This window comes from Klebsiella africana (genome assembly GCF_020526085.1).
In the GTDB taxonomy this organism is placed as follows: Bacteria; Pseudomonadota; Gammaproteobacteria; order Enterobacterales; family Enterobacteriaceae; genus Klebsiella; species Klebsiella africana.
On the sequence record NZ_CP084874.1, the window covers coordinates 2,280,562 to 2,300,540 of the forward strand.

The window sequence follows — 19,979 nt, forward strand, 5'->3', positions numbered from 1 at the left end:
GTCGCCGGGCAGGTCCAGGGCTTACTTTACGCCTTCCGCCGCCAGTGCAGCAGCCACCGCTGGACGCGCTGCCACCTGCGCCATCCAGCTGCCGATATGACCGTAGGCAGCCATATTCAACTTGATCCCGTAGCCCCAACGCAGCACCGTGAACAGATAACCATCGGCAATCGTGAAGCGATGGCCGGTCAGCCACTGTTTATCCGCCAGCGTTGCGTCAACGTACTCGAGCTTCTTCTCCAGCAGGGCGCGGGCGACAGGCTTATAGTCCTCCGGGGTGTCAGGGCGGAACAGTGGGGTAAAGCCTTTATGCAGCTCGGTCGCCACATAGTTGAGCCACTCCAGGGTCTGGTAGCGGGCAATGGTGCCCACCGGTGCCAGCAGGTGGCGATCCGGGACCTGGTCTGCAATGTACTGCATAATGGCCACGCCCTCGGTGAGCAGGATCTCATCATCCAGCAGCAGCGCCGGAACCTGACCTTTCGGGTTGATCAGAAGATAGTCATCCCCGTTTTCCAGCCGTTTGTTGGCCAGATCAACGCTCTGTAAAGTGAAGTCCAGACCGCTTTCGCGCAGGGCGATATGCGAGGCAAGGGAACAGGCGCCGGGTTTGTAGAACAGTTTCATACGTGACTCCTCGTGGCTGCAGTTTTGTGTATGTTAGTCCTGCCAGGGGTAAAAAAAAAGCCGCTAAACTAACGTTAGCGGCTTAAAAATAATTAGTTTTCCCTGCGGCGTCAGGCAGCCGCGGTTTCGCGTGCTTTAATGTCAGCGCTGTCGTCCTGAGTCATACGATTCAGTTTCGGCGCAGTCAGCAGCATCAGGACAGCGATCACCGCGGTGACGATACCAATCTGCAGGAATACGTGACCGTACACTTCCAGCGACACCAGCGGATCGGTGACATTCTCCGGGACTGCCATCAGGTTAGCGATTTTCCCGGCGATGATCGCCGCGCCTGCCGTGGTGAGGAACCAGCTACCCATAATGAAGCCCATCAAACGCTGAGGAACCAGCTGAGCGACCATCGCCAGGCCAAGGCCGGAAATCATCAGTTCACCAATAGACTGCAGCGCGTAGCTCAGAATCAGCCAGTTCACCGAGACGATACCCGCGTCGCTGGCGAACTTCGCCCCTAAAGGCAGGACGAGGAACGCGCCAGAGCATAGTACCATACCGATAGCAAACTTATGCGGCATCGGCAGGCGGTCGCCCATCTTGTTGTAGATGGCGGCCAGAATCGGGCTACCAATCATGATCCAGAACGGGTTCAGCGCCTGATATTGTTCTGGCTCGAAGGCGAGACCGAGGATCGAGTGCTCTACGTTACGAATGGCGAAGAAGTTCAGGGAGGTCGGCATCTGGCTGTACAACACGAAGAAGACAATCGCTTCTACCATCAGCAGGAAAGCGACGATCATTTTACGACGCGGAGCGCCTTTCAGGCCTATGGTTTCTTTGGCGAAAATCACGACGATACCCAGCGCGACGACGCCCAGCACCATACGTGCGATACCCTGGTTGTGCAGCAGCCAGGTGGCGATGGCGACCAGCACCACCACGCCAGCGATAGTCGCCAGCAGTTTGCCCATGTGTACCGGGGCAAAGTCCGGTTTGGAACCGTACTGTTTAACCCATTTCTGGCAGAAGGCAAAGTTAATAATCGTGATCACCATCCCCACCACGCTCAGAGCAAACGCTACGCTCCAGCCGAAACGAGCGGCCAGCCACGGGGTTGCCAGCATAGAGAAGAACGAACCGATGTTAATGGACATGTAGTACATGGTGAATGCACCGTCCAGACGCGGGTCGTTTTTGTCATAGCAGGTAGAAAGCAGGGAAGATGGGTTGGCTTTAAACAGGCCGTTACCGACGGCGATGGTCGCCATACCCATATAGACGATAGCAGCATCATGGCCGGACCAGGCCACCAGTGCATAGCCGATAGCCAGCACGATAGCGCCCAGCATGATGACACGTTTGGTGCCCAGCACTTTGTCGCCCAGCCAGCCGCCAATGGCAACCAGGCCGTAGACCAGCGCGCTAAAAGAAGAGAACAGAGTAATGGAATCCGCTTCCGACATACCCAGCTGTTTTACCAGGTAAACGGCCATGATCCCTTGCAGGCCGTAATAACCAAAACGCTCCCATAACTCGATCGAGAAAATGAGATAGAACGCGCGTGGTTGTTTGAAAGCGTTCAGACTCACGCTTTCTGCTGGTTTATTGTTTGCAGTAGACACATATACCTCTTTTTTTACATCCCATATTTACTGGGGGGTGTTCGGGGCGCAATCTCGTTGGACCGCCGCCTTTATAGTTATTCTTGGAGGGAAAACGGCAAGTAATGTTCACTATCCTGGCGTATCAGGCAAGGCTTTTGTAATAATCTGTTACACATAATATCACTGGTATAATGCTCCGGACATATGAATGTTATCCAGAGTTAAATTTTACCGTTTCGCTATTGATGATATTTTTATCTTAATCGCCAACCCTGTCGCAGCGAAAAGGCGATATATTCTACTGATTTGGCGTTAAGGTAGTGATATTGCCCATCATCCTAAAAAATATTGGGTAATTATCCTGGTAAATTTTGCCCGGCCATTGTAATCCCTGACATTTATTTCCAATTTGGCAACAATGGAGCAACAAGAAGTTGCGAATATGATCTCGATCACAAATGTATAGAAATTTTGCGTTGAGAAAAAAAGAAAGAACTGACTGTTCGTTATCTAACCGGATTATTAGCCATAATACGGTAGATTCTATGGTGTTAACGACGGGTTAAATGCATAAATTCGAGCCATAACTCAGGGTTAGGGAATGGCTCGATAGTATAGATCAGGCGTAGACTTTCTCTTTGAATTCACACAGGTCTTCTATCAGGCAGGAGCCGCAGCGCGGCTTGCGAGCGATGCAAGTGTAACGACCGTGCAGGATAAGCCAGTGATGGCAGTCGACCTTAAATTCAGCGGGTACGACCTTAAGGAGCTTCTCTTCTACCTGTTCAACGTTTTTCCCAGGGGCGAACTGCGTCCGGTTACAGACGCGAAAGATGTGAGTATCTACGGCAATCGTCGGCCAGCCAAAAGCGGTATTCAACACCACGTTAGCAGTTTTACGACCTACGCCGGGCAGGGCCTCCAGCGCCGCTCTATCCTCAGGCACTTCGCCATTGTGTTGCTCCAGCAGGATCCGACAGGTTTTGATGACGTTTTCCGCTTTGCTGTTAAACAGGCCGATAGTCTTGATATATGATTTCACCCCATCCACCCCCAGGGCGAGCATCGCCGCCGGCGTGTTAGCCACTGGATAGAGTTTGGCTGTCGCTTTATTAACGCTCACATCGGTGGCTTGTGCCGAAAGCAGAACGGCAATCAACAGCTCGAACGGGGAGCTGAAGTGCAGCTCCGTGGTGGGGTGGGGATCGTTTTCTCGCAGCCTGGTGAGGATCGCCAGGCGTTTGGCTTTGTTCATATTACGCTTTCCCTGTCACATCAGACGGGGCGACAGAGCCGGCACGGGCCGCCTGCGCCTTTCGCTGCTTGCTACGTTCATCGATGAGGTATTTTACCGCCAGCATCATGCCGAGGCCAATAAAGGCGCCTGGCGGCAGCATAGCCAGCAGGAAAGGGGTATCCGTATGGAAAACCTCGATGCGCAGCACCTTTGCCCAGCTGCCGAGCAGACTGTCGGCGCCGTCAAACAGGGTGCCGTTGCCCAGGATTTCACGCAGGGAGCCCAGCACAAACATCGCGCAGGTGGCGCCCATGCCGATAGAGAAGCCATCCAGCGCTGACAGCGCCGGCCCTTTTTTGGCGGCAAAGGCTTCAGCGCGGCCCACCACGATACAGTTGGTGACGATAAGCGGAATGAAAATCCCCAGCGACTGATAGAGGCCGAAAGCATAGGCGTTGATCAGCATCTGTACGACGCTCACCACCGAGGCGATGATCATGACGTAGATGGGGATCCGGATCTCCGCCGGCGTCCAGCGGCGCAGGCTGGAGATGGTCAGGTTGGTCAGGGTTAACACCAGGGTGGTGGCCAGACCCAGCCCGAGGGCGTTGGTGGCGGTTGAGGTAACCGCCAGCAGCGGGCACATGCCTAACAGCTGAACCAGGGCGGAGTTATTTTTCCACAGCCCCTGGACGATGACGTCTTTAACTTCGCTCATGGTTACTCTCCACAGGCGGTGAATTCAGGAAGTTGCTCAGGCAGCGTTTGTGCATACAGGCCTGCGCGCTTAACGGCATTGACCACCGCCCGGGGAGTGATGGTGGCCCCGGTGAACTGATCAAAATCGCCGCCGTCTTTTTTAACCGCCCAGTGGCTGTCGCCCTGGCCGTGGATGACTTTCCCGGCAAAATGCGTGATCCAGTCCGACAGGCGAAGCTCGATTTTATCGCCCAGACCTGGCGTTTCATGATGCTCGGTCACGCGGGTGCCGAGAACGGTACCGCTGAAATCGGCGGCCACCAGCAGCTGTATCGCCCCGGAATAGCCATCCGGCGCGGTGGCTTCCATGACCGCGCCAATCGGTTGGTCATTATTTTTGGCAATCCACACCTTATGCTGACCTTTCCCCAGCGCCGGAGCGCTGACCAGATAGCAGCTCTTGATCAGATCGTTATTATAGCGGTCGGCAGGTAAGACCTGGTCGAATAACGCTTTCTGCTGCAGGGCTGCCTGCTGATCGATAGTACTCTTGGTCAGTTCATTGATCGCCGCCGTCAGCCCGGTGGAGCCGGCGGCAAACAGCGCCAGCGTGACGCCGTGTTTTCGCATCGTTTTTAACATCATCGCACTCTCAACGGTGGCCATACATGCGCGGGCGCGTGTAGTAATCGATCAGCGGCACGGTAATATTCGCCAGCAGAACGGCAAATGCCACACCATCCGGGTAACCGCCGAAGCTACGGATGAGCCAGACCAGCAGGCCAGCGAGGGCGCCGAAGATCAGGCGGCCGCGGTTGGTTGTTGAAGCCGTCACCGGGTCGGTCAGGATAAAGAAGGCGCCGAGCATGGTCGCTCCGGAGAGCAAATGCATCTGCGGTGAGGCCAGGCTCTGTGGTGAGAAAAACCAGCCGAGCGTGGCGCACAGGCCGAGGCTGACAAGGAAGCTTACCGGGATATGCCAGCGGATCGCCTTCTGCCACAGCAGGAACAGGCCGCCTACCAGCCAGGCGATATTCACCCACTGCCAGCCCAGACCCGCCAGCACGCCGCCGTAGACCGGCAACTGCAACACCTGCTGGACGCTATGTCCGGCATGCAGGGAGGTTTTAAACGTGTCCAGCGGGGTCGCCTGGCTGACGCCGTCGATACCCAGCCGCAGGCTGGCCATGTCGCCCCCGGCGGCGGTATGGCCCGTGAAGATCATCTGCAGCGCATCGCTGAACGCCGGGATATGGGCGGCAATCTCATAAGAGGGCAGCCAGGAAGTCATCTGCACCGGGAACGAAATCAGCAGCACGACATAGCCGATCATCGCCGGATTAAACGGGTTATGACCTAATCCACCGTACAGCTGCTTGGCTATCACTACGGCAAAGGCAGTGCCGAGCACCACCATCCACCAGGGGGCCAGCGGCGGAATACTCACCGCCAGTAACAGGCCGGTGAGCAGGGCGGAGTTATCCTTCAGCGTCGCCACAATATGCTGTTTACGCAGTTTGAGAATTGCGGCTTCCGTCGCCCAGGCCGTCAGGGCGGCGAGGACAATCTGCAGGACGGTGCCCCAGCCGAAAAACCAGGTCTGGACCACAATGCCAGGCACGGCGGCGAGCAGCACCAACAGCATAATGCGCGAGGTCTGCCGCTGGTTATGGGTATAAGGGGAGCTTGCGATTCTGAAAACCATTTATTCCTCGTTAACTGCCTGCTGTGTTGCTTTACGTGCCTGAACGCGGGCGATGGCGGCGGCGACAGCCGCTTTGCGTGGATCGTCATTAGCTGCGATTGCTGCGCTATCTGCCTGGGTTGCCTGCTGCTCAGCTTTACGCGCTTTGGCGCGGGCAATGGCAGCTTCCACCGCGGCTTTGCGCGGGTCGACGGCGTCGGTTGCCGGAGCGTCCACCGGTGCGGCCTGCTGCTCAGCTTTACGCGCTTTGGCGCGGGCAATGGCAGCTTCCACCGCGGCTTTGCGCGGGTCGACGGCGTCGGTTGGCGGAGCGTCCACCGGTGCGGCTTGCTGCTCAGCTTTACGCGCTTTGGCGCGGGCAATGGCAGCTTCCACCGCAGCTTTGCGCGGGTCGACGGCGTCGGTTGCCGGAGCGTCCACCGGTGCGGCCTGCTGCTCAGCTTTACGCGCTTTGGCGCGGGCAATGGCAGCTTCCACCGCAGCTTTGCGCGGGTCGACGGCGTCGGTTGGCGGAGCGTCCACCGGTGCGGCTTGCTGCTCAGCTTTACGCGCTTTGGCGCGAGCGATGGCAGCTTCCACCGCGGCTTTGCGCGGGTCGACGGCGTCGGTTGGCTGAGCGTCCACCGGTGCGGCCTGCTGCTGCGCTTTACGCGCCCGGGCCTCAGCCTTTCTGGCTTCACGAGCGGCAATCGCCTCGCTGTTGTCCGGTTTGGCGCCAGCCTGAATCACGATCGGTTGCGCGGCGTCGCGCTGTTTATCACGTACCCGGGCCAGAGCGGCGTTAATCGCCTCCTGATCTTTGGCGGCAGGCTGAACGGCGGCTTTTTTATGCCGTTCGGCACGGGCCGCTTTCTCACGCTCCAGTCGCGCCTGTCGGGCTTCGAATCGTGCTTTGGCTTCCGCGGCGCGCTGCTCTTCCTGACGAATCGCGCTGATCTCGGCCTTTTCCTGACGGAAGTACTGCACCAGCGGAATATTGCTCGGGCAAACCCAGGCGCAGGCACCACATTCGATACAGTCCGCCAGATTGTGGGCGGTGGCTTTATCATGCTGCTGGCCTTTGCTGAACCAGTACAGCTGCTGCGGCAGCAGATCGGCCGGGCAGGCGTCGGCGCAGGCGCTACAGCGAATGCAGCCCTTCTCTTCCTGCGGCTCGCCCATCTCGCTGGCCGAAGGCGCCAGCAGGCAGTTGGTTATCTTCACCACCGGAACATCCAGCCAGGGCAGGGTAAAGCCCATCAGCGGGCCGCCCATGATCACCATCGATTCGGCGCTGGCGCAAAAGCCGGCATCATCCAGTAGATGGCGCACCGGCGTGCCAAGGCGCGCCCAGACGTTGCCCGGACGGGTCACCGCCTCACCGGTGAGAGTGACCACGCGCTCTGTTAACGGTTCGCCGTCTATGATGGCGCGTTTCACCGCGTAGGCCGTACCGACGTTTTGCATCAACACGCCAATATCCGACGAACGGCCACCGTGCGGCACCTGCTTGCCCGTGAGAATTTGAGTCAACTGCTTGGCGCCACCGGAGGGGTATTTGGTGGGGATCACCCGCAGCGAGATACCATGGGCGTCGCAGAGCACCGCCCGCAGCATTGAGATGGCCTGCGGCTTGTTGTCTTCAATACCGATCAGCACTTCGTCAGGCTGCAGAATATGAGCGAGGATACGGATACCGTCGACAATCTGCGCCGCACAGTCCTGCATCAGGCGGTCATCCGCCGTGATATAAGGCTCACACTCAGCGGCGTTAATGATCAGCGTTTTGATTTTATCTCCGCCACCGCGCAGTTTGCTGCCGGTAGGGAAGCCGGCGCCGCCGAGGCCCGCGACGCCAAACTGATGGATACGTTCGATAAGCGCTTCACGCGTCCGGGTCTGATAGTCGCTCCAGCCGTCGCGTTCGATCCAGCGATCTTCGCCGTCGGCGTCAATAATAACGCTCATCTCCGCCAGCGCTGACGGATGTGCGGTGGTATGCGGGGCGATGGCGGCGATGGTGCCGGAGGTTGGCGCGTGAACGGGCAGCATTCTGCCCCAGCCGCGAGTCAATGGCTGGCCGCGCAGCACTCGATCGCCCACCTTGACGCACAGTTCGCCCTCGGTGCCAATATGTTGCTTCAATGGAATAACAAGACGCTGCGGCAGAGATACCTGGCGCAGCGGGGTGCCGTTAGACTGGGTTTTCATTTCCGGGGGATGAATACCGCCGTTAAAATCCCAGACTTTATCTTTTCGGAAAGCGGAAAATAACTTAAACATGTTGTTCCACAGGAATATTTCGCACCGGGATCGCATGCAGATCCCATTTCCAGGTTTCCGGGGTCGTCGCCACCGGAACGAGTGATATGCACTGGGTCGGGCAGGGGGCCACACACAGATTGCAGCCGGTGCAGAGGTCGCTCATCACGGTATGCATGGCGCGGGTCGCGCCAACAATGGCATCCACCGGACACGCCTGGATACATTTGGTACAGCCAATGCAGTTCGGTTCGTCTATCACCGCGAGCATGCGAACCGGCTCCGCCTCCTGCTCGTCGCCGTCGACAGGCTGCGGATCGACGTTCAGTAAGGCGGCGATTTTTAACATCACCGCTTCGCCACCCGGCGCGCAGCGGTTAATTTTTTCCCCCTGGACACCGACCGCTTCCGCATAGGGGCGGCAGCCAGGGTAGCCGCACTGCCCACACTGGCTTTGCGGCAACAGCTCATCAATTTTCTCTACAACCGGGTCATCCTGCACCGCGAAACGGCGGGAGGCATACCCCAGTATTAAGCCGAAAATCAGCCCTAACAGGCTGATGGCGATCACGGCTATCCAGACTGCACTCATTACAACTTCACCAAACCACTAAAGCCCATAAAGGCGAGAGACATTAAACCGGCGGTAACCAAAGCGATGGCATTCCCGCGAAACGGCGCCGGTACATCGGCTACCACCAGACGCTCGCGGATCGCCGCGAACAGCACCATCACCAGCGAGAAGCCAACGGCAGCGGCAAAGCCGTACAGTGCAGACTGCAGGAAATTGTGGCCCAGATTAATATTCAGTAAAGCCACACCGAGCACCGCACAGTTGGTGGTGATCAGCGGCAAAAAGATGCCCAACAGGCGATAGAGCGCCGGGCTGGTTTTTCGTACCACCATCTCGGTGAACTGGACCACCACAGCGATTACCAGAATAAAGGCCAGGGTGCGTAAATAGACCAGGTTGAGCGGGATAAGGATCCAGGTATCAATCAGCCAGGCGCAAATAGAGGCCAGAGTCATCACGAAGGTGGTGGCAAGCCCCATCCCCATTGCGGTTTCCAGCTTTTTGGAAACCCCCATAAACGGGCACAGACCAAGAAACTTCACCAGAACGAAGTTATTGACCAGGACAGTACCAATAAAGAGCAGTAAATAATCAGCCATCATGCGACCTGAAACGAAAAAAAGCCGTTTATTATCGAATAAATCGATACCGGCGACAACAGGTTAAGTGTGGGGTTATTACGGATTAACAAATGTCCGTTTCACCCGCTGGGAACGGCGAAAATAGGGTGCCAGCAGCGCGGCAGCCAGCAGCGGAAACAGCAGCTGACGCAGGGCAAGTACATCTGAAACGGGAGAAAAGGCAAAAGCCTTAATCGCCAGCAGCAGAGTAATCAGCAGCCAGATAATATAGTGTTTCGGCACTACCGCGCGTCGCTTGAAAAACGCAATGGTCAGCCAGAGCGTGTAATACCACATGGCCAGGGCAAACAACAGCGAGGCGACCCACAGCGCCAGGTGTCCGGCGCTCATCGCGTGCAGCAGGGCCCAGGTCTGCGGCGACATGAGGGCATTGGCAAAAAACAGTAGCGATAACGAAGCGCTCAATAGCGCCACCAGCAGCCAGGCCAGCGGTGCCAGCAGCCATCCGCCGATGCGTTCCGCAGATTGAGACGTCATGTTTCTCCCCTATTCAACGCCAGTGAGTAAAAGCAGGCCGGGAAGTATAAGCAACTGGCGTGAAGGATGACAGTCTTACTGCACGAATCGCCAAACGGATTTCGGCACCTGGCCCACATCGAACAATTTACCGCCAGAAACCAGCTCAGCCCGGCGGTGGTCGGCCGCACGATACATATTCACGATCTCTTCAGTGTCGGTCAGGGAGTAGTTAAGGTGATCAAATAGTTTTTCAAGACTTTCCAGCGAACTGATTTTGCGGAATTTTAATAAATAGTCCAGAACGGTCATTTTCGTATCCATTTTATAATCGGAATAATTACATTGAATATTATCAGCATTCACTAAACCTACTCTCAACCATTGGCGCCTTCTGCTGGGGCCGCATGGAGTGATTCAGGTTATATAAACCCATGACAAGGGGCAAAGCCAGCCTTGAAGAGTAAGGAGAAGTGTAAGAATATTCTAAAACCAGACCGGGCGCCGAATGGCGCCCGCAGGAGAAGATTAACGTTGTTCGCCGTGACTGGCAATAACAGATTTGTACCAATAAAAGCTCTTCTTTCGTTTCCGCGCCAGATTTTGCTGGTGATCGACATAGACAAAACCGTATTGCTTTTGATAACCGTTGAGCCAGCTCAGCAGATCGATAAACGACCACGGATAGTATCCACGCACATCTGCTCCCAGCGCCAGTGCCTTTTCCAGAGCGCCGATATGGCTGCTCAGGTAGTCGATTCGCGGGTCATCGGCCACTTCACCCGCAATAATCGGGTCTTTTGCTCCCAGGCCATTCTCGGTGATATAGATAGGGATATCACCATAGCGCTCCTTGATCATCATAATGCCGTCGGTTAGCCCTTGCGGCCAGATTTCCCAACCCCATTCGGTATAGGTGCTCTGTGGATTACGTACGAAATAAAACAAACCTTCTACGCCAGGCTCGCCGCCGGTGGCGACTTCGGGCGGCTGCGCGGATACCGTTTCCCGACGATAGTAGTTCAAACCAATAAAGTCGCAGCGATTGTCACGGAGCAGCGCGTCGTCGCCCGGGGCAAAGCGCGGTACGCCCCACAGGGCCTGGGTCTGCGCCAGCAGTTCGGCAGGATAGGTGCCTTTCAGTACCGGATCGTACAGCCAGTGGGTATGGATGGCGTCAGCCAGTTCAGTGGCCTTTATGTCCGCCTCGCTGTCGGTGAGTGGGGTATGCGGCTGTAGCACATTGACGAAGCCAATCTCGCCCGCCACGGCCATCTCGCGAAAGGCCTTCACCGCCAGCGCATGGGCGATAAACACATGATGACAGGCTTGAATAGCGCGTGCCGGATCGCGGACAGCCGGTGGATGCAGGCCGTTTATGTAGCCGTGGCCGATAAACACAATGGTCTCGTTAAAGGTGGCCCACAGTTTCACCCGTGAACCAAAGCGCGCGTAGCACAGGCGGGCGTATTCAGCGAAGGCCTCGGCGGTACTGCGCGCCTCCCAGCCTCCCTCATCCTGCAGGGCCTGCGGCAGATCCCAGTGATAGAGGGTGATCATCGGTTCAATATTGTGTGCCAGCAGTTCATCAATCAAATCGCTGTAAAACTGCACTCCCGCTTCATTAACTTCGCCACGTCCGGTGGGCAACAGTCGAGGCCAGGAGATGGAAAAACGGTAGCTTTGCAGGCCCATTTCGGCCATTAACGCCACATCTTCACGAAAGCGATGATAGTGATCGACGGCGACATCGCCGGTGGTGCCTTCAAAAGTGGTGCCCGGCAGATGAGAGTAGATATCCCAGATTGACGGTCCTTTACCGTCAGCGTCGTGTCCTCCCTCAACCTGATACGCTGCGGTTGCGGCACCCCATAAGAAATTGTGCGGAAAAGCGGCCATGAAAAAGCTCCCTGTCTGATGATAGAGGGAGTGTAATAAAAGGCGTGCTGTATGTGCAACCGGTTTCTGAAACCGGTTGCACAGTTGCGAAGCGGGTCACTCTTTCCGAGCAGTACTACTTAGTCTTCACCACATCCACAGGCGGGGGAGTCTGGTAGTTATCAATATGGTGCGCGATAACCAAAAGCAGTGCGGAAATACCAAAAACAATCCAGCCAATAAGTTCTACAATACGGGTAAAAACAGTTGTCATAATACTTCAATATCCTTTGAACACAGCGTGAAATGTTACTCCATGGTCAGCGGATCACAAGGGGTATCTGTCTGATTTTGCAAGCGTGCAGGAAGAGCGCAGGTTAGAAAATGATAAATCTTGCTCATTATTTGCAAGTTTATTCTCATTAACCTGTTACTGACATCAGTACAAGAGTGAGGCGGTAACATGAGTGACGCGATCCGGGTAGGGCTAATAGGCTACGGCTACGCCAGTAAAACGTTTCACGCGCCGTTAATCAGTGGCACGCCGGGCATGGTGCTGGCGGCAGTCTCCAGCCGCGACGCCGACAAAGTTCATGCGGACTGGCCGGGCATAAAGGTGATAAGTCAGGTGGGTGAGCTGCTTAACGATCCTGACATTGACCTGGTGGTCATCGCCACCCCGAATGATACCCATTTCCCGCTGGCCAAAGCGGCGCTGGAGGCCGGGAAGCATGCGATAGTGGATAAACCTTTTACCGTGACACTGTCACAAGCTCGTGAGCTGGAGAGCCTGGCGAAGCACTGCGGTCGGGTGCTGTCGGTGTTTCATAACCGCCGCTGGGACAGTGACTTCTTAACAGTCAGGTCGCTGATTAACGAAGGTCAGCTGGGGGAAGTGTGTTACTTCGAGTCGCATTTCGACCGCTTCCGGCCGCAGGTGCGCCAGCGCTGGCGGGAGCAGGCGGGCCCTGGGAGCGGAATTTGGTATGACCTGGGGCCACATCTGCTCGACCAGGCGGTGGTGTTGTTTGGCTTACCGGTAAGCATTACCGTGGATCTCGCTCAGCTGCGGCCCGGCGTGCAATCCACTGACTATTTCCACGCCGTGCTGGCCTATCCTCAGCGGCGGGTGGTGCTGCACGGCACATTGCTCGCCGCCGCCGAGAGCGCGCGCTTTATCGTCCACGGCTCGCGGGCCAGCTTTATCAAGTACGGTCTCGACCCGCAGGAGGAGCGGCTGAAAAATGGCGAGCGTTTGCCGCAGGAGGACTGGGGATATGATATGCGCGACGGTACGCTAACCCGCGCCGAAGGCGACGAACGTAGCGAGGAGACATGGCTGACGCTGCCGGGCAATTATCCTGCTTACTATGCTGCCATCCGCGATGCGCTCAACGGGGTGGGGGAAAACCCGGTCCCGGCCAGCGAGGCGATTCAGATAATGACCCTGCTTGAGCTGGGTATCGAGTCGGCCAGACATCGCGCCACGCTAAGCCTGGTGTGAGGTTGATCCCGGCAGCGTGGCTGCCGGGCCGGTTATCAGCCTTTGGCTACCCGCTGAATGAGCGCGGCTTTTTCCTGTTCGCTGAGGAACGCCTGGGCCAGACCGTTGATCTGCGCCTGGCGGATCTGCTCCCGGCTCAGGCCCGCCGCCGGCGCCGCCACGGTGTATTCGTGGATAATGTCGATCCCCTGGACCGCCGGATCGTCAGTATTGAGGCTCGCCAGCACGCCGTGTTCAAGGAACTGCTTTAGCGGGTGCTGGGCCAGGGAGGCCACGGTGCTGGTTTGCACATTCGAGGTCAGGCACGATTCAATCCCGATGCGGTGCTCGGCGAGGTAGTCCATCAGGGCCGGCTCCTGTACCGCTTTCACCCCATGACCGATACGCTCGGCGCCCAGCTCGCGGATGGCCTGCCAGATACTTTCCGGGCCAGCCGCTTCGCCAGCGTGGACGGTAATATGCCAGCCAGCGTCGCGGGCCTGATTAAAATGATTGAGGAACAGCGCTCCCGGGAAGCCCAGCTCGTCGCCGGCCAGATCCAGGGCGGTGATGCCCTCGCGGTGGGCAAGCAGCGCCGCCAGCTCCTCCTGACAGGCCGCTTCGCCGAAGGTGCGGCTCAGAATGCCGATCAGGCGGGCGTCGACCTGAAAATCGCGGCTCCCTTCACGTACGCCAGCGATCACTGCCTCTACCACCCCGTCGACCGGTAGCTGGTGGGTCATCGCCATATAGCGGGGAGAGAAGCGCAGCTCTACATAGTGCAGGCCATTGCGCGCGGCGTCTTCCACGTTTTCGTACGCCACACGGCGACAAGCTTCCAGCGAGGCCAGCACTTTTACCCCCCAGTCGAGCTTGGCGAGAAAACTGACCAGATCCGGTTCGAGGCTGGTGACCTGGACGTGGGGACGCAGCGATTCAAGGGTGGTAGCGGGAAGGGCAATATTAAACTCGCGGCCAAGATCGAGGATGGTTTGGGCCCGGATGTTACCGTCAAGGTGGCGGTGAATGTCGGTTAATGGCAATGAAGAATCAATCATGGTCGCACTCTTTTTTTAGTTAAAGTGCACGTCATTATACATCAGATGCCAAACGCTTTAAAACGATTGAAAAAGGCAACGGATGCAAAAGCCTGCGCCAGGGGCGACCGCCGCCGCTGTAGGTGGTGCATAATTATTTACATTTATTTTTTATTTGAATGTATTCATGTAACATATTAAATTCTGCTTACTTTATCGACGATGAGGCAAGGATGCGGATGTGGAGAGCGTAATCCATAACAATATTACGGGTTTTCTGCTGATGTTATTAAGCATGTGGCCCATTCTGATTGTGGTCTTTATTGGCGTCGCGATTTCATTCTATACCATGCTGTTACGCAAAACGGCGCTGGCTTGTCTGCTGTTCGCTGTGGCCATCGGCGCCGCAGGCTGGAGCTTTGCTTAGCGCTCCTTCTCAGGGTTTATCCAGCAGGCTCATGCTGGAGGTGGCGGCGCCATCATTCAGATTGGACGGTGAATGCCAGTCACGACCCGCCAGCGCGCTGTCGCTCTGGCCGCTGCCGACGCCTGGCTGCGTCGACAGCGATGAACCTTCCAGTGCTTCATCTGCCCCTGACCGATCGGGCAGGGAGGTAGTATACCCGCCATTATTCGAGTACGTATCCATGCCATTCACTTCATTAGGCACCGTGTCGGTAGTCGTGCCGTCATCGTTAATGCAAAACAAGCCGCCAATGCCATTTGGCTGACAGTCTGCGGCAAAAGCCGGGCTGGTCAGCGTGGTCAGTAGCAATAACGATAAGCCGATTTTCTTCATTTTCATCTTCCTGCGCAGTGTGGCCCGACAGATCTTTTCCACTATAGAAGGCGCAACGTAGCGGCAGGTGACAAAACTGTTTAATTTTGTAATGACCGATGGGGAATCCGTTGCCGGCAATCTCTGTCTGTTTAAGGCACGCCGCGTAGGCCCGCATCAGGAGGTAATTAATTGTTAATTCAACGTAAAGGTTAATGAAAATTTAAGGCAAGGCGGCTATGTTGGCTGCATCAGACTTTCCATTAAGGATATTCCATGCGCGATAAATATTCGGGCCTGCAGATAGGCATTCACTGGCTGGTCTTTTTGCTGGTGGTGGTGGCTTATGCGGCAATGGAGCTACGCGGATTTTTCCCCCGTAGCGACCGGCCGCTGATTAATATGATTCATGTTTCCTGCGGGATCGCCATCTGCGTGCTGATGGTGGTGCGTTTGCTGGTGCGGCTGAAGTCGCCAGCGCCGCCGATCGTGCCGAAACCATCGCCGATGATGACCGGTTTTGCCCATCTCGGCCATCTGGTTATCTATCTGCTGTTTATTGCCTTGCCGCTGATCGGCATGGTGATGATGTACTGGCGCGGAAATCCCTGGTACGCCTTTGGCCTGACCATGCCGTATGCGCCACAGAGCGATTTTGAGCGGGTGGATACCCTGAAGGCGATCCATGAATGGTTAGCCAACGCCGGGTACTTTGTGATTGGCCTGCATGCTCTCGCCGCGCTGGCCCATCATTACTGGTGGAAGGATAATACTCTGCTGCGGATGATGCCCCGTAAGCGCTAAATGATCGTTACCGTTTTGCCTAACCCCGTCCCGCGACGGGGTTTTTTTTGCCTTTATGGGTAATAAAATATAGTATACCCCCCTATATGATACGGAGGCGTAATCGTGCCACATTCACCTGAAGATAAAAAACGGGCGCTCAGTCGCGTACGGCGCATCCGCGGCCAGGTCGAAGCCCTCGAGCGCGCGCTGGAGTCTGGCGAACCCTGCATGACAATCCTGCAGCAGATTGCCTCGATTCGCGGGGCGGCAAATGGCCTGATGGGCGAAATGGTGGAGATGCACCTGCAGGACGAGCTGGTTAGCGGCGAAACCACCCCGGACCAGCGGGCCGCGAGAATGGCAGAGGTCGGTCATCTGCTACGATCCTATTTAAAATAACATCACGACGAGGAAGAGACAGTTATGAAATCACGCGCAGCAGTTGCCTTTGGCCCCGGCCAGCCGTTAAAAATCGTTGAGATTGACGTCGCGCCGCCGAAGAAAGGCGAAGTTCTGGTGAAAATCACCCACACCGGGGTGTGCCACACCGATGCCTTTACCCTCTCCGGCGACGATCCGGAAGGGGTCTTCCCGGCGGTGCTGGGCCATGAAGGCGGCGGCGTGGTCGTGGAAGTAGGCGAGGGCGTCACCAGCCTTAAGCCGGGGGACCACGTGATCCCGCTGTATACTGCGGAATGCGGTGAGTGCAAGTTCTGTAAGTCGGGTAAAACCAACCTCTGTCAGGCGGTGCGCGCCACCCAGGGCAAAGGGCTGATGCCGGACGGCACCACCCGTTTCTCGTACAACGGCGAACCGATCTATCACTACATGGGCACCAGCACCTTCAGTGAATATACGGTTTGCGCTGAGATCTCGCTGGCGAAAGTGAATCCGCAGGCGCCGCTGGATAAAGTGTGCCTGCTGGGCTGCGGCGTGACCACCGGTATCGGCGCGGTGCACAACACGGCGAAGGTCAAGGCCGGGGATAGCGTCGCGGTCTTTGGTCTGGGCGGCATTGGTCTGGCGGTGATCCAGGGCGCGGTGCAGGCGCAGGCCGGGCGTATTCTGGCGGTCGATACCAACCCGGATAAGTTCACCCTGGCAAAAGAGATGGGCGCAACCGACTTTATCAACCCGAACGACTACGATAAGCCGATTCAGGATGTGATTGTCGAGCTGACCGATGGCGGGGTGGATTTCAGCTTCGAGTGCATCGGCAATGTGAATGTGATGCGCGCGGCGCTGGAGTGCTGCCATAAAGGCTGGGGTGAGAGCGTCATCATCGGCGTCGCAGGGGCTGGGCAGGAGATCAAGACCCGTCCGTTCCAGCTGGTTACCGGCCGTGTGTGGCGCGGTTCCGCCTTTGGCGGCGTGAAAGGACGCAGTCAGCTGCCGGGAATGGTGGAGGATGCGATGGCCGGTAAAATTCGCCTCGACCCGTTTATTACCCATCGTCTGCCGCTGGAGCAGATTAACGAGGCCTTCGATCTGATGCATGAAGGGAAATCGATTCGTACCGTCATCCATTTTGTCGACCAGTAATCGCCGATGCTGAAGGCATATCGTCACCCATAAAAAAAGGGCCCGGATGGGCCCTTTTGTTTATGTCGATCAATGATGGTCAGGGAGCGCGTAGGCGATGATGTAATCGCCGCGATCCGGAGACTGACGGGCGCCGCCGGCATTGATAATGATGTACTGCTTACCGGTTTTCGGTGAGACGTAGGTCATTGGGCCGGACTGGCTGCCGACCGGCAGACGCGATTTCCAGATCTCTTTGCCGTTCGCGGTATCAAAGGCGCGCAGATAGAAATCCTGGGTACCGGCAAAGAACAGCAGTCCGGACTGCGTGGACAGCGATGCGCCAAGGGTCGGCATGCCGATCGGAATTGGCATATGCATACGGATCCCCAGCGGCCCGGTATCTTCTACGGTACCAACCGGTACCTGCCACACCAGTTTCCCGGTTTTCAGATCCACCGCGGACATGGTGCCGAACGGCGGTTTCTGGCACGGAATGCCCAGCGGCGACAGGAAACGTTCGCGCATCGCGCCAAACGGCGTGCCTTCCATCGGCACAATGCCCATCTCGATCCCGCTGGCATCTTTCGCCACCTTCGCGCGTGGCACCATGTAGTTGGCGAGGCCCAGGCGCATATCGTTGACGAACATCAGGCTGTTGTTCGGATCCACCGAAACGCTGCCCCAGTTCATGCCGCCGAGCGAGCCAGGGAACTGCAGGGAGCGGTCTTCACCTGGTGGGGTAAAGACGCCCTGATGGCGCATCTCTTTGAACTGGATACGGCACAGCAGCAGATCGATCGGTGTCGCTCCCCACATATCGGACTCGGTCAGCGTCTGGTTGCCGATCATCGGCATCCCCACGGAGTAAGGCTGCGTCGGTGAGTAGCGTTCACCCTTGACGTTGCCCGCCGGTACCGGACGCTCTTCCACTTTCGCCACCGGCTCGCCGGTCTCGCGGTTGAGCATAAAGATCATGCCCTGCTTGCTGGTCTGCACCAGCACCGGCGTGGTGCCGCCCTTGCCATCAGGCAGATCGTACAGCAGCGGCTGAGACGGCAGGTCAAAATCCCACAGGTCGTGGTGCGTGGTCTGGAAGTGCCAGCGCACCTGACCGGTGGTGGCATCCACAGCAACGATAGAGGAGCTGTATTTATCGTCCAGCGCGGTACGTTCGCCGCCAAAGAAATCTGGCGTGGCGTTGCCGGTTGGCAGATAGATCAGGTTCAGCTTTGCGTCGTAGGACATCGCCGACCAGACGTTTGGTGTGCCGCGCGTATAGGTCTGGCCTTCCGGCGGTACGCCGGTCAGCGCTGGATTGCCCGGATCCCACGCCCACGCCAGTTTGCCAGTGTGGACGTCAAACGCACGGACCACCCCAGGCGGTTCGCCGGTAGAGTAGTTATCCGCGACGCGGCCACCCACCACCACCACATTGCCTGCCACCAGCGGGGTAGAGGTCTGCTGATAGTAGCCTGCTTTGACTTCCCCCATGCCGACGCTGAGGTCGACAATACCGCGATCGCCGAAGCTCTCACACAGTTTCCCGGTGTCGGCATCAATGGCGATCAGGCGGGCGTCGATAGTCGGCAGGAACAGACGACGGGAACAGGCGGCCGGCTGCGAGCCTGACGCTGACGTGGTTTGCGCCTGGCTATCTTCGTAATAGCCTAAGCCGCGGCAGCGCTGCCAGTTAGGCGAAGAAGATTTCGAGTCGTAGCGCCATTTCTCTTTCCCGCTGTCCACATCCAGCGCCAGCACTTTGCTGTACGGGGTACAGACGTAGAGGGTATCGCCAATCTGCAGCGGCGTATTTTGATCCTCCGCGCCGGAACCATTGCTCTGCGGGATATCGCCAGTATGCGCGACCCAGGCCACCTGCAGCTGGTTGACGTTTTGCTTGTTGATTTGGTCCAGGGCGGCGAAACGGTCGCCATGGGTGGTGTTACCCCAGTGCGCCCAGTTTTTCTGCTGTTCGCCTGGTGCGACGGGCTTCACCGGTACCGCTTCAGTGGCGCTAACCAGCGGTTCGGGTTTGAACATCCAGCCAAAGCTTACCGCCAGCGCCACGGCAAAAATGGCGGCGATGGTAAAAGCCGGGCCTTTTTTCGCCGGCGGGTTGGCGAGGAAAGGCCACACCAGGGCGGAGAGAAAAGCCAGCACGCCGAGCGCAAACAGGCGCGAGAAGAGCGGCCAGAAGTTCCAGCCAGCGTCGCTAATCGCCCAGATCACCGAGGCGATAAACGCCACGGCGTACAATACAATGCCGCCGCGGCGGTGACGGAAAATCAGCACTGCGGCGATGACCATCACCAAGCCCATCAGTGCGAAGTACAGCGTGCCGCCGACGGTAGCCAGTTTTACCCCAAGAATACCGATAGCCAGACCGATGATGAGCATCAGTCCGGCGAGAAGCCACTGCAGGATCCGGGGGAATCCGCGCGGCGCGTTGCCAGTTGCCATGTAATCTCCTTAACCACACCTACCACCTCAGGACGAACCAAATGAAACACATTCTAATTATTTCATTTATGAATGAAGTGGCTTGCACCTTCGTAAATGCGTATTTATTGCCAGATCTGATTTCGAGTGAACCATTTGGTGAAATCACGGTATGATAGATCTGTTAAATAAATTTGCGCAAATGTTAATAAATAATTTCGCACTAAATGATTATTATGCTGAATGTGTTTCGCTTAGCGGGGGCGGAGTCGGAGT

The 19,979-nt window shown here is 57.0% G+C and carries 21 protein-coding genes; 5 read left to right on the plus strand and 16 right to left on the minus strand.

The annotated features are described in order from the left end of the window. Positions 1–21: 21 nt before the first annotated feature. The 13 genes from gstA to blr form a co-directional block, all read right to left on the minus strand. The gene (gene gstA, locus LGL98_RS11115; protein WP_136032591.1) at positions 22–627 is read right to left on the minus strand and encodes a glutathione transferase GstA; all 606 of its coding nucleotides are present in this window, start codon (positions 625–627) and stop codon (positions 22–24) included. Between the two features lie 110 nt (positions 628–737). Continuing rightward, positions 738–2,243 (minus strand): dipeptide/tripeptide permease DtpA, encoded by a 1,506-nt coding sequence (gene dtpA / locus LGL98_RS11120; protein WP_136032593.1) that lies wholly within the window; start codon positions 2,241–2,243, stop codon positions 738–740. Between the two features lie 601 nt (positions 2,244–2,844). Continuing rightward, positions 2,845–3,480 (minus strand): endonuclease III, encoded by a 636-nt coding sequence (gene nth / locus LGL98_RS11125; protein WP_008804641.1) that lies wholly within the window; start codon positions 3,478–3,480, stop codon positions 2,845–2,847. A 1-nt stretch (position 3,481) separates the two neighbouring features. Then, on the minus strand, positions 3,482–4,180 hold the full coding sequence (locus LGL98_RS11130; protein WP_025710825.1) for an electron transport complex subunit E: 699 nt from the start codon (positions 4,178–4,180) through the stop codon (positions 3,482–3,484). Positions 4,181–4,182: 2 nt separating this feature from the next. Next, positions 4,183–4,803, minus strand: a complete 621-nt coding sequence (gene rsxG, locus LGL98_RS11135) for an electron transport complex subunit RsxG (protein ID WP_136032871.1) — start codon at positions 4,801–4,803, stop codon at positions 4,183–4,185. A gap of 10 nt (positions 4,804–4,813) precedes the next feature. After that, positions 4,814–5,866: an electron transport complex subunit RsxD gene (rsxD, locus tag LGL98_RS11140; protein ID WP_136032595.1), complete on the minus strand. Its 1,053-nt coding sequence runs from the start codon at positions 5,864–5,866 to the stop codon at positions 4,814–4,816. Beyond that, the gene (gene rsxC / locus LGL98_RS11145; RefSeq protein WP_226651844.1) at positions 5,867–8,128 is read right to left on the minus strand and encodes an electron transport complex subunit RsxC; all 2,262 of its coding nucleotides are present in this window, start codon (positions 8,126–8,128) and stop codon (positions 5,867–5,869) included. Beyond that, positions 8,121–8,699 carry an electron transport complex subunit RsxB gene (gene rsxB, locus LGL98_RS11150; protein WP_136032599.1) on the minus strand — a complete coding sequence of 193 codons (579 nt, stop codon included), beginning with the start codon at positions 8,697–8,699 and terminating at the stop codon, positions 8,121–8,123. Before rsxB ends, rsxC begins: the two co-directional genes overlap by 8 nt. Next, on the minus strand, positions 8,699–9,280 hold the full coding sequence (gene rsxA, locus LGL98_RS11155; protein ID WP_025710820.1) for an electron transport complex subunit RsxA: 582 nt from the start codon (positions 9,278–9,280) through the stop codon (positions 8,699–8,701). The genes rsxB and rsxA overlap by 1 nt, the downstream gene beginning before the upstream one ends. 78 nt (positions 9,281–9,358) lie before the next feature. Then, positions 9,359–9,799 carry a DUF2569 domain-containing protein gene (locus LGL98_RS11160; RefSeq protein ID WP_136032601.1) on the minus strand — a complete coding sequence of 147 codons (441 nt, stop codon included), beginning with the start codon at positions 9,797–9,799 and terminating at the stop codon, positions 9,359–9,361. A 75-nt stretch (positions 9,800–9,874) separates the two neighbouring features. Continuing rightward, on the minus strand, positions 9,875–10,090 hold the full coding sequence (gene ydgT, locus LGL98_RS11165; protein ID WP_004202843.1) for a transcription modulator YdgT: 216 nt from the start codon (positions 10,088–10,090) through the stop codon (positions 9,875–9,877). A 216-nt stretch (positions 10,091–10,306) separates the two neighbouring features. Then, complete coding sequence (locus tag LGL98_RS11170; protein WP_136032603.1) at positions 10,307–11,677, minus strand: GH1 family beta-glucosidase; 1,371 nt, start codon at positions 11,675–11,677, stop codon at positions 10,307–10,309. Between the two features lie 115 nt (positions 11,678–11,792). Next, on the minus strand, positions 11,793–11,930 hold the full coding sequence (gene blr / locus LGL98_RS11175; protein WP_136032605.1) for a division septum protein Blr: 138 nt from the start codon (positions 11,928–11,930) through the stop codon (positions 11,793–11,795). Positions 11,931–12,119: 189 nt separating this feature from the next. Here blr and LGL98_RS11180 point away from each other — a divergent pair, with 189 nt between their 5' ends. Beyond that, positions 12,120–13,160 carry an oxidoreductase gene (locus tag LGL98_RS11180; RefSeq protein ID WP_136032607.1) on the plus strand — a complete coding sequence of 347 codons (1,041 nt, stop codon included), beginning with the start codon at positions 12,120–12,122 and terminating at the stop codon, positions 13,158–13,160. Positions 13,161–13,195: 35 nt separating this feature from the next. On the opposite strand, the gene add is transcribed toward LGL98_RS11180, so the two are convergent. Next, a complete protein-coding gene (gene add / locus LGL98_RS11185) occupies positions 13,196–14,197 on the minus strand; it encodes an adenosine deaminase (RefSeq protein ID WP_136032609.1) in 1,002 nt (333 codons plus the stop codon). Between the two features lie 220 nt (positions 14,198–14,417). On the opposite strand from add, the gene LGL98_RS11190 reads away from it, so the two are divergent. Further along, positions 14,418–14,603, plus strand: coding sequence for a hypothetical protein (locus tag LGL98_RS11190; protein WP_136032611.1), 186 nt, complete (start codon positions 14,418–14,420; stop codon positions 14,601–14,603). Between the two features lie 9 nt (positions 14,604–14,612). Here the strand turns inward: LGL98_RS11190 and LGL98_RS11195 are convergent, their stop codons facing one another. After that, positions 14,613–14,975 carry an RND transporter gene (locus LGL98_RS11195; protein ID WP_136032613.1) on the minus strand — a complete coding sequence of 121 codons (363 nt, stop codon included), beginning with the start codon at positions 14,973–14,975 and terminating at the stop codon, positions 14,613–14,615. 255 nt (positions 14,976–15,230) lie between these two features. Here LGL98_RS11195 and cybB point away from each other — a divergent pair, with 255 nt between their 5' ends. The 3 genes from cybB to LGL98_RS11210 all read left to right on the plus strand — a co-directional run bounded on the left by cybB (position 15,231) and on the right by LGL98_RS11210 (position 17,282). Then, on the plus strand, positions 15,231–15,758 hold the full coding sequence (gene cybB / locus LGL98_RS11200; RefSeq protein ID WP_136032615.1) for a cytochrome b561: 528 nt from the start codon (positions 15,231–15,233) through the stop codon (positions 15,756–15,758). A gap of 105 nt (positions 15,759–15,863) precedes the next feature. Continuing rightward, positions 15,864–16,139 carry a metal/formaldehyde-sensitive transcriptional repressor gene (locus tag LGL98_RS11205; protein WP_136032617.1) on the plus strand — a complete coding sequence of 92 codons (276 nt, stop codon included), beginning with the start codon at positions 15,864–15,866 and terminating at the stop codon, positions 16,137–16,139. A gap of 24 nt (positions 16,140–16,163) precedes the next feature. Continuing rightward, positions 16,164–17,282, plus strand: a complete 1,119-nt coding sequence (locus tag LGL98_RS11210; RefSeq protein ID WP_136032619.1) for an S-(hydroxymethyl)glutathione dehydrogenase/class III alcohol dehydrogenase — start codon at positions 16,164–16,166, stop codon at positions 17,280–17,282. A gap of 69 nt (positions 17,283–17,351) precedes the next feature. On the opposite strand, the gene LGL98_RS11215 is transcribed toward LGL98_RS11210, so the two are convergent. After that, positions 17,352–19,724 carry a glucose/quinate/shikimate family membrane-bound PQQ-dependent dehydrogenase gene (locus LGL98_RS11215; RefSeq protein ID WP_136032620.1) on the minus strand — a complete coding sequence of 791 codons (2,373 nt, stop codon included), beginning with the start codon at positions 19,722–19,724 and terminating at the stop codon, positions 17,352–17,354. Positions 19,725–19,979: the final 255 nt, after the last annotated feature.

Excerpts from the sequence above, each read along its gene's own strand:
- rsxD (WP_136032595.1), bottom strand. The coding sequence starts at position 5,866 with ATGGTTTTCAGAATCGCAAGCTCCCCTTATACCCATAACCAGCGGCAG.
- LGL98_RS11195 (WP_136032613.1), bottom strand. The coding sequence starts at position 14,975 with ATGAAGAAAATCGGCTTATCGTTATTGCTACTGACCACGCTGACCAGC.
- LGL98_RS11160 (WP_136032601.1), bottom strand. The coding sequence starts at position 9,799 with ATGACGTCTCAATCTGCGGAACGCATCGGCGGATGGCTGCTGGCACCG.
- gstA (WP_136032591.1), bottom strand. The coding sequence starts at position 627 with ATGAAACTGTTCTACAAACCCGGCGCCTGTTCCCTTGCCTCGCATATC.
- cybB (WP_136032615.1), top strand. The coding sequence starts at position 15,231 with ATGCGCGATAAATATTCGGGCCTGCAGATAGGCATTCACTGGCTGGTC.
- LGL98_RS11215 (WP_136032620.1), bottom strand. The coding sequence starts at position 19,724 with ATGGCAACTGGCAACGCGCCGCGCGGATTCCCCCGGATCCTGCAGTGG.
- LGL98_RS11180 (WP_136032607.1), top strand. The coding sequence starts at position 12,120 with ATGAGTGACGCGATCCGGGTAGGGCTAATAGGCTACGGCTACGCCAGT.
- LGL98_RS11170 (WP_136032603.1), bottom strand. The coding sequence starts at position 11,677 with ATGGCCGCTTTTCCGCACAATTTCTTATGGGGTGCCGCAACCGCAGCG.
- LGL98_RS11130 (WP_025710825.1), bottom strand. The coding sequence starts at position 4,180 with ATGAGCGAAGTTAAAGACGTCATCGTCCAGGGGCTGTGGAAAAATAAC.
- add (WP_136032609.1), bottom strand. The coding sequence starts at position 14,197 with ATGATTGATTCTTCATTGCCATTAACCGACATTCACCGCCACCTTGAC.
- nth (WP_008804641.1), bottom strand. The coding sequence starts at position 3,480 with ATGAACAAAGCCAAACGCCTGGCGATCCTCACCAGGCTGCGAGAAAAC.
- rsxA (WP_025710820.1), bottom strand. The coding sequence starts at position 9,280 with ATGGCTGATTATTTACTGCTCTTTATTGGTACTGTCCTGGTCAATAAC.
- blr (WP_136032605.1), bottom strand. The coding sequence starts at position 11,930 with ATGACAACTGTTTTTACCCGTATTGTAGAACTTATTGGCTGGATTGTT.
- rsxG (WP_136032871.1), bottom strand. The coding sequence starts at position 4,803 with ATGTTAAAAACGATGCGAAAACACGGCGTCACGCTGGCGCTGTTTGCC.
- rsxC (WP_226651844.1), bottom strand. The coding sequence starts at position 8,128 with ATGTTTAAGTTATTTTCCGCTTTCCGAAAAGATAAAGTCTGGGATTTT.
- rsxB (WP_136032599.1), bottom strand. The coding sequence starts at position 8,699 with ATGAGTGCAGTCTGGATAGCCGTGATCGCCATCAGCCTGTTAGGGCTG.
- ydgT (WP_004202843.1), bottom strand. The coding sequence starts at position 10,090 with ATGACCGTTCTGGACTATTTATTAAAATTCCGCAAAATCAGTTCGCTG.
- LGL98_RS11210 (WP_136032619.1), top strand. The coding sequence starts at position 16,164 with ATGAAATCACGCGCAGCAGTTGCCTTTGGCCCCGGCCAGCCGTTAAAA.